The following is a 7,289-nucleotide window of genomic DNA, read 5'->3' as shown; positions in this document are numbered from 1 at the left end:
GTACGGCCGTACACCTTGCCCCAGCCGATCAGGACACCGTCGGTGTGCGGCTTCTTCGCCTCCAGGCCGAAACCGGTGGCCCGATGCCGGCGCAGGGGCTCGATCTCAGTGAAGGTGCCCTCGTCGAAGAGGAGGGCGAGGCGCTCGGGCGCCGTCAGCTTGCCCTTGGCGTGCTGCGCCTCGGTCGCGCGGGTGCTGGGGCCCCGGGCGATACGGCGGCGCAGTTCGGCGAGTTCGGCGCGGCGCTCGGCCATGGTGGGCGGGGAGGGCGGCGAGGGGGGTGCGGGGGCCCTCGACTCGATGGGCGCCGGATCGGTGAGGGCCGGGTCGGTGCGGACCGGGGGGTTCTCCGCCAGGAGGGTCATGTTCTGCCTTTCGTCGTGCCATGATGGGTCACGCAAGAATCAAAGGGCTGACAGGGATACGGAGATTGTGGTGAGTGCGAGCACTGGCAAGTCGGTGGACCGGACGGACTGGTCGCTGGGGCAGCTGATCAAGCGGGCGGAGCAGTTGCTGGCCGCGCACAAGAGCGAGGCGCTCAGAGAGTTCGACCTGACCGTGCCGCAGCACGCCACCCTGCTCGGGCTGTCCCAGTCCAGCGGTCTGTCGGGGGCGCAGCTGGCCCGGCTGTGCGGGGTGACACCGCAGACGATGGCCACGATTCTGGGGAATCTGGAGCAGAAGGGGTGGGTGGAGCGGGAACCGTCCGAGATTCACGCCAAGGTGCTGGTGACTCGGCTGAGCCGGTCGGGGCGGGCGGTGCTGAAGAAGGCGGACGGGCGGGTGCAGGGGGTGGAGCAGCGGTTGGCCGAGGGGTTCGGGGTGCGGGAGCGGGGGCAGTTGCACGGGCTGTTGGAGCGGGCGGTGGAGGTGTTGGAGAGGTAGGGGGCGGCGGGGGTCGTGGTCGGGTGCGGGTTCGTTGTGGGTTTTACGCAGTTCCTCGCGCCCCTAATGGGGCGCTGCCCCGGTTTGTCGTGTTTGCCGCGCGGCGCCGTCGTGGTTTCTCGCGCAGTTCCCCGCGCCCCCTACGGGGCGCTGTGGTCCCCGGCGTCTTCAGACGGGGCGTTTCAGGCGCGGTGCCAGGCGCCCAGAGCCGGGTCTGCGAGTGAGCGGGTCAGGGCCTGTTCAACCGCGGGGTGGTCGGTGGGTGTGCTGATGGTGAGGGCGAGGCGGTGGTCCGTCACGGAGTATTCGACCTCGCAGGACGCGGGCAGGTAGGCCATCAGCCGGGCGACGCTCAGGGCGGCGCGTGCGGCGGCGTCGGGGTCCTCGGTGCTGAGGGTGATGTCCAGGGTCCGTGCGGTCATGAGGGCTCTCACCGTTGAGTAGTGGATCTTGACTGTAGGCGAGCGGGGTGCGGCTCGCCAAGGCCCCCCTCACGGGAGTCATCGGCCCGCTCGGAGCGGCACGGCGCCCGTGGCCGGCGCCGGGACGGCCGCCGCGGCCTCCGTCGCCGCGTGCAGGACCGCCGCGCAGCCGGGGCCGTCGGCGGCGGTGGCCGTCAGGACGGCGATCGGGGTCAGCTCGCCGGCCGGGGCGGACAGTTCCGTCTCCGACTCGGAGACGACGCGGGTCAGCCCGGTGCCGTCGGCGTGGTGCAGGACGCCGTCGCGCACGCCGGAGCCGTCGACGGGGCGGACGAAGCGCACGCCGGCCGAGCGGCGGTGCAGGATGCGCTCGCCGACCTCCTGGCCGAGGGCGAGTTCGACGGCCGCGGTGGGCAGGTCGGCGCCGGTCGCCATGTAGCCGATGAGCGGCAGCAGGTCGCCGGGGACCCAGGTGCCGACCTGGGTGACGCGGGGGCCGTCGGCGGTCAGCACGAGGTCGAGGTGGGTCACGCCGTGCAGGATGCCGAGCGCGCGGTGCGCCCGGACCACCACGTCGGACACCTCGGGGTCGAGGGGATCGGTGGCGTCGACGACGTAGCTCTTGGTCTCCCGTACGGCGGTCAGCTCGCCGTCGCGCCGGGCGGTGAACCAGATCCGCACCCGGCCCGCGCTCACAGTGGAGCAGACGACCAGCTCGGGGCCCTCCAGGCACTCCTCGACGATGGCCTCGCCGGTGCGGCCCGTCGCACCGGACCCGGCGAGAGGGGCGCCGGCGACGGCGGCGAGGAAGGCCTGCTCGACCTCGTCGAGCCGGTCGACGCGGTGGCCGGCGGCGCCCGCGCCGCGGTGCCGGGCGCGGACGGTGACGGGCAGGCCCAGCTCTGCGGCGGCCTCCTCGGCGGCCCGCACACCGGTCGCCGGGCGGGCGCGGACGACGCCGACGCCGGCCGCGTTGAGCAGTTCACGCACCCGCAGCCGGTCCTGGGCGGTGCGCACCAGGGCGGAGCCGGGGCCGGGCAGCGCCAGGTCCTCGGCGAGGACGGCGGCGGCCTCGGCGAACCGCTCGTCGAGGCAGACGACGCCGTCCACCGGGTACTGACGGGCGAGGTCCCGGCCGGCGGCGAGCTGCGCGGTGACGCCCGGCGTGGTGGTGGCGAAGTCCTCGACGTAGCGGGACTGCCAGCTGGGGACCTGGAGGTCCACGGCGACGAGCAGCGCCCGCTCGGCCAGGGCGGCCAGGGCGTACTCACGGAACTGGCGGCGGCCCGTGCCCATGACCAGGACGGTGGGGACGGCGTCGCCGGGGTTCAGCAGGGCGTCGGTGCCGGTGGGTGCGGTGCTCATGTCGGTGGTCCCTTCGATGACTCGACGAGGCTGCGGGTCAGCCGGTGGGCGGGGTGGCCTTGTCCAGACTGCTCCTCGGCGGGGCCCCGGACGGCCGTACGGGCCGCCAGGAAGCTGCCGGGTGGCGGCAGCTTGCTGCCATCCCCGTCCACGCGACGCCCACACCCTCGCCCAACTATCAGAACACTGATATAAATCAGGATAGGTATTCGAGTGATGTCAGGAGACAGTCGTGTCCGAGATCAGCAAGCCCGTCCTGGTCGTCGGCGCCGGCCCGGTCGGCCTCACCACCGCCACTGAGCTGCTGCGTCGCGGTGTCCCGGTGCGGATCGTCGACAAGGCCGCCGGCGCATCCCCGCTCAGCAAGGCCCTGCTCGTGTGGCCACGCACGCTGGAGATCCTGCGGCGCCTCGGCGGTGACGCGCACATCGCCGCCCGCGGCATGCCGCTGAACGCGTTCCGCTACTACTCCTCCGGCGCCCCCGTCGGCACCCTGCGCTTCCATCCCCGTACCAAGCCGGTCATCCTGCCGCAGCCGGACGTCGAGGCGCTGCTGCACGACGCGCTGACGGCCGCGGGCGGCACGGTCGCCTGGTCCACCGAGCTGCTCGGCGTCGAGCAGGACGACACCGGCGTACGGGCCGTGCTGCGGGGCCCCGACGGCGCCCCGCACACCGAGGAGTTCGCGTACGCGGTCGGCTGCGACGGCGCCTCCAGCCGGGTGCGCGAGCTGCTCGGCATCCCCTTCGACGGGGCGACGTACCCGGCCACGTTCGTCGTCGCCGACATCGACATGGAGGGCCCGCTCGAACACGACACCAGCCACTACTACTGCTCCCCCAAGGGCGTCCTGGTCACCTGCGGGCTCCCCAACGGCCGCTTCCGAGTGTTCACTTCGGCGCCCGCCGACCTCGACCGCGACCACATCACCCTGGAGCAGGTGCAGCGCCTGGTCGACGAACGCGGCCCCGGCGGCCTGACGTTGAGCGACCCGGTGTGGATCAGCGCCTTCTCCGTCCACGCCCGCCGCGCCGAACGCACCCGCGAGGGCCGCGTGTTCCTCCTCGGCGACGCCGCCCACATCCACTCCCCGGCCGGCGGGCAGGGACTCAACACCGGTGTCGGCGACGCCCACAACCTCGCCTGGAAACTCGCCCTGGTGCTGCGCGGCGCGGCCGATCCCGGACTCCTCGACACCGCCGCCGCCGAGCGCCACCAGGTCGCCGAGGCCGTGGTGCGCCAGGCCGACGTGCAGACGAAGCTGTGGATGGTGCGCAAGCCGTACCAGACGGCGCTGCGCGACCTCCTGGTGCGCCTCGGCTCAGCCGCCCGGATCGCCGACCTCGCCTACGTGCCCTGGCTGGCGGGCCTGCGCCTGGTCTACGGCGACCGGACCGGCCCCCGCCGCCGTATCGGGGGCCACGCCGACGGCGGCCTGCTCACGGACCGCGAGGTGTGGGACGCGCGCACCGCCCGCCGCCGCCCGCTGCGCACGGCCCTGGACGACGACCGCTACACGCTGCTCGTCGTGAGCGACGGCCGTCCGCCGGCGGCCGCCACGGCCCGCGCGGTCCGCTCCGCCGAGCGGCTCACCGGCCTCGTCGGGGTCCGGTACCTGGACACCACCCGGCAGACCCTGACCGACACCGCCCCGGCCCCCGCCGCGTCCGGCCGCCCGCGCCCGCGTCCGCTCGGCCGCGGCCCGCTGCTGCTGCTGGTCCGCCCCGACCAGCACATAGCCCTGGCCCGCCGGGCGGCCGACGCCCACGAGATCCTCACGGCCCTGACCCGGCTCGCCCCGGCGCCGGCCCGGGACGGGGAGCGGGTGCCGGTGGCCGCCTGAAGGGTGTTGCAGACACGCGCGAAGGGGCGGGCCCCGACCGGCGTCGACCGGTCCGGGGCCCGCCCCTTCGCGCGTGCGGGTCAGTAGCGGGCGCCGACCGCGGCCGGCAGCCCGTTCAGCAGACGTACGTCCTCCGCGCTCAGCGTCAGCCCGGCCGCCGCCGCGTTCTCGCGCAGGTAGGCCGGCTTCTTCGTGCCCGGGATCGGCAGGACGTGCGGGCCCTGGGCCAGGGTCCAGGCGAGGGCGACCTGGGCGCAGGTCGCCCCGTACCGGTCGGCGACCTCGCGGACCCGGCCGACGATGGCCCGGTTGGCGTCGACCGCGTCGGCGGTGAACCGCCCGTTGTGCGCGCGGAAGTCGGTGGCGTCGAAGTCGGCACCGGTGATGGTGCCGGTCAGGAAGCCGCGGCCGAGCGGGGCGAACGGCACGAACGCGGCACCGTTGCGCGCGCACCACTCCACCGTGCCGTTCTCCAGCGCGTCTCGCGTCCACAGCGACAGCTCCGACTGGATCGCGGCGACCGGGTGCACGGCGTGCGCGGCGGCCGCCTCGTCGGGGCCGACCTCGGACAGCCCGATCCGGCGCGCCTTGCCCTCGGCGACGAGTTCGGCGAGGACGCCCCAGCTCTCCAGCAGGGGCACGTCCGGGTCGGGCCGGTGCAGGTAGTACAGGTCGACGCTCTCGGTGCCCAGCCGGCGCAGGCTCGCCTCCAGTGCCGTACGCAGATGGGCGGGTGAGCCGTCGCGGTGGAGGCGCCGGCCGGCCAGGTCGTCCACGACGAGGCCGCCCTTGGTGGCGACGAACGCCTCCTCGCGGCGGCCGGCGAGCGCCCGGCCGATCAGTTCCTCGTTGTGGCCGTCGCCGTAGATGTCGGCCGTGTCCCAGAGGTTCACGCCCAGGCCGAGTGCCTCGTGGAGTACGGCGACGGAGGCGGTGTCGTCGCGCTCGTCCTCCCGGTAGAGCCAGCTCATGCCCATGCAGCCGAGCCCGACGCGGCCGACCGCGGGGCCGAAGGGGGTGGTGGAGGGGGTGTGTGTCATGGGTTCCTGTCCGTGTCTGTGTCTGTGTCTGTACCGGGATCCGTACTCGGAAAACGAAAAAGGCACCGCCCCGGATCCGTTGGCGGGGGAATGGACAAGAGGATCCGGGGCGGAGCTGTGGGGGCCGTGGCGGACCGGGAGTGTGCTCTCCGGCCCGCCACGGCCGGTTCAGGCGGTGGTGATCAAAGCTTCAGGCCGCGGTCACCACCAGGACCGCGTTGTGGCCGCCGAAGCCGAACGAGTTGCTCGTGGCGACCTCGATCCGCCGCGTGCGCGCCTGGTCGCGTACGACGTCGATGCGCACCACGTCGTCGGCCTTGGTGAGGTTGGCCGTCGGCGGCACCGTGCCGCGTTCGACCGCCAGCACCGTGTACGCCGCCTCGATGGCGCCGGCCGCGCCGAGGGTGTGGCCGGTGACGCCCTTGGTGGAGGTCACCGCCGGGTTCTCGCCGAACAGCCGGTGCACGACCTTGGCCTCCGTCTCGTCGTTGAGCTTGGTGGAGGTGCCGTGCGCGTTGATGTGCGCGACGTCCGAGGCGCCGAGGTCGGCGTCGTCCAGGGCCGCGTTGACGGCCTGGGTGACACCTACGCCGGACGGGTCGGGCGCGGTGGCGTGGTAGGCGTCCGCGGAGGAGCCGTATCCGCTGATGTTGGCGCGGATCCGGGCACCGCGGGCCCGGGCGTCCGCGACCCGTTCCAGGACGAGGACGCCGGCGCCCTCGGCGGCGACGAAGCCGTCCCGGTCGGCGTCGAAGGGGCGGGAGGCCCGCAGCGGGTCGTCCTGCCTCCCCGACAGGGCGCCCATCTGGTTGAGCCCGGCCATCACGGTCGGCGACAGCGCCGACTCGCTGGCACCGGCGATGACGATGTCGCAGGCGTGCGAGCGCAGCAGCTCCCGGGCGATGCCGATGGCGGTGGCCCCGGACGCGCAGGCGGTGGCGGTGACCAGGTTGGGGCCGCGGGCCCCGAGGTCGATGGCGACGTAGCCGGAGACCATGTTCATCATCGACATCGGGATCAGCAGCGGCGAGACGCGCTGCGGTCCGTGGTCCACCAGCCGGCGGTGCTGCTGCTCGAACGTGCCGGTGCCGCCGAGGGAGTTGCCGAGGACGACGCCGACCCGGGCCCCGTCCCAGGTGCCGCGGTCGAGGCCGGCGTCGTCGACGGCCTGCCGGGCGGCGACCATGGCGAGCTGGACGAACCGGTCCAGCCGCCAGGCGTTCTCCCGGCCGAGCAGCTCCATCGGGTCGAACCCGGGAACCCGGCAGGAGATCCGGACGGGTCCGCTGCCGAGGGTCGGGTCGGCCGCGGCGGCCGAGACGCCGGAGCAGACGCGCTCCCAGTTCGCCTCGACGCCGATGCCCGCCGGGGTGATGAGCCCGAGTCCGGTGACGGCGACGTCGAAGCGGGGCGTGTGGCCGCGGGTGTCCGTGCGCGCGCGGGCCTTGTCCGGGGCGGCCATCAGACCGTCACACCCTTCTCCTCGACGACCTTCACGGTGTCCGTCAGCGTGTGGGTCAGCGAGAGCTCGTCGTGAGCGACGAATATCCCGAACTCCTCGCTGATCGTGAGGGCGAGTTCCAGCAGGGCCAGCGAGTCGAAGCGCAGGTCGCCGAGCTGCGTGTCGCCGCGCAGCTGGTCAGCGGCGACGCCGAACTTCGAGGTCAGGATGGACACGACGCGGTCGTGGGTGGCGCTCATGGTGATCTCCTCAACTGGTGTGGTGGTGCCGGG

8 protein-coding genes are annotated in these 7,289 nt (G+C 73.8%); 2 read left to right on the top strand and 6 right to left on the bottom strand.

Annotation, left to right across the window (positions count from 1 at the left end; all coding sequences use genetic code 11):
- The coding region (locus ABZ854_RS24485; protein WP_361214405.1) for a carboxyl transferase domain-containing protein at nucleotides 1–254 on the bottom strand (254 nt) is incomplete at its 3' end.
- A 181-nt stretch (nucleotides 255–435) separates the two neighbouring features.
- Between ABZ854_RS24485 and ABZ854_RS24480 the strand changes: the two genes are divergently transcribed.
- Nucleotides 436–885, top strand: a complete 450-nt coding sequence (locus tag ABZ854_RS24480) for a MarR family transcriptional regulator (RefSeq protein WP_241740986.1) — start codon at nucleotides 436–438, stop codon at nucleotides 883–885.
- 182 nt (nucleotides 886–1,067) lie between these two features.
- On the opposite strand, the gene ABZ854_RS24475 is transcribed toward ABZ854_RS24480, so the two are convergent.
- Nucleotides 1,068–1,307, bottom strand: coding sequence for a hypothetical protein (locus tag ABZ854_RS24475; RefSeq protein WP_361214393.1), 240 nt, complete (start codon nucleotides 1,305–1,307; stop codon nucleotides 1,068–1,070).
- Between the two features lie 78 nt (nucleotides 1,308–1,385).
- Nucleotides 1,386–2,672, bottom strand: coding sequence for a hypothetical protein (locus ABZ854_RS24470; RefSeq protein ID WP_361214392.1), 1,287 nt, complete (start codon nucleotides 2,670–2,672; stop codon nucleotides 1,386–1,388).
- A 232-nt stretch (nucleotides 2,673–2,904) separates the two neighbouring features.
- Here ABZ854_RS24470 and ABZ854_RS24465 point away from each other — a divergent pair, with 232 nt between their 5' ends.
- Nucleotides 2,905–4,515, top strand: a complete 1,611-nt coding sequence (locus ABZ854_RS24465) for an FAD-dependent monooxygenase (protein ID WP_361214390.1) — start codon at nucleotides 2,905–2,907, stop codon at nucleotides 4,513–4,515.
- Between the two features lie 80 nt (nucleotides 4,516–4,595).
- Here the strand turns inward: ABZ854_RS24465 and ABZ854_RS24460 are convergent, their stop codons facing one another.
- The 3 genes from ABZ854_RS24460 to ABZ854_RS24450 form a co-directional block, all read right to left on the bottom strand.
- Nucleotides 4,596–5,555, bottom strand: a complete 960-nt coding sequence (locus tag ABZ854_RS24460; RefSeq protein WP_361214388.1) for an aldo/keto reductase — start codon at nucleotides 5,553–5,555, stop codon at nucleotides 4,596–4,598.
- 190 nt (nucleotides 5,556–5,745) lie between these two features.
- Nucleotides 5,746–7,017, bottom strand: coding sequence for a beta-ketoacyl-[acyl-carrier-protein] synthase family protein (locus ABZ854_RS24455; protein WP_361214386.1), 1,272 nt, complete (start codon nucleotides 7,015–7,017; stop codon nucleotides 5,746–5,748).
- Entirely contained in the window at nucleotides 7,017–7,256 is a 240-nt protein-coding gene (locus ABZ854_RS24450) for a phosphopantetheine-binding protein (protein ID WP_361214384.1), read from the bottom strand. The genes ABZ854_RS24455 and ABZ854_RS24450 overlap by 1 nt, the downstream gene beginning before the upstream one ends.
- Between the last annotated feature and the right edge of the window lie 33 nt (nucleotides 7,257–7,289).

It is taken from the genome of Streptomyces sp. NPDC047028 (assembly GCF_040644095.1).
Taxonomy (GTDB): Bacteria; Actinomycetota; Actinomycetes; order Streptomycetales; family Streptomycetaceae; genus Streptomyces.
Note: the sequence above shows the minus strand (reverse complement) of the source record. Positions and strands in the feature narration are given on the sequence as shown.

Excerpts from the sequence above, each read along its gene's own strand:
- ABZ854_RS24475 (WP_361214393.1), bottom strand. The coding sequence starts at position 1,307 with ATGACCGCACGGACCCTGGACATCACCCTCAGCACCGAGGACCCCGAC.
- ABZ854_RS24470 (WP_361214392.1), bottom strand. The coding sequence starts at position 2,672 with ATGAGCACCGCACCCACCGGCACCGACGCCCTGCTGAACCCCGGCGAC.
- ABZ854_RS24460 (WP_361214388.1), bottom strand. The coding sequence starts at position 5,555 with ATGACACACACCCCCTCCACCACCCCCTTCGGCCCCGCGGTCGGCCGC.
- ABZ854_RS24455 (WP_361214386.1), bottom strand. The coding sequence starts at position 7,017 with ATGGCCGCCCCGGACAAGGCCCGCGCGCGCACGGACACCCGCGGCCAC.
- ABZ854_RS24450 (WP_361214384.1), bottom strand. The coding sequence starts at position 7,256 with ATGAGCGCCACCCACGACCGCGTCGTGTCCATCCTGACCTCGAAGTTC.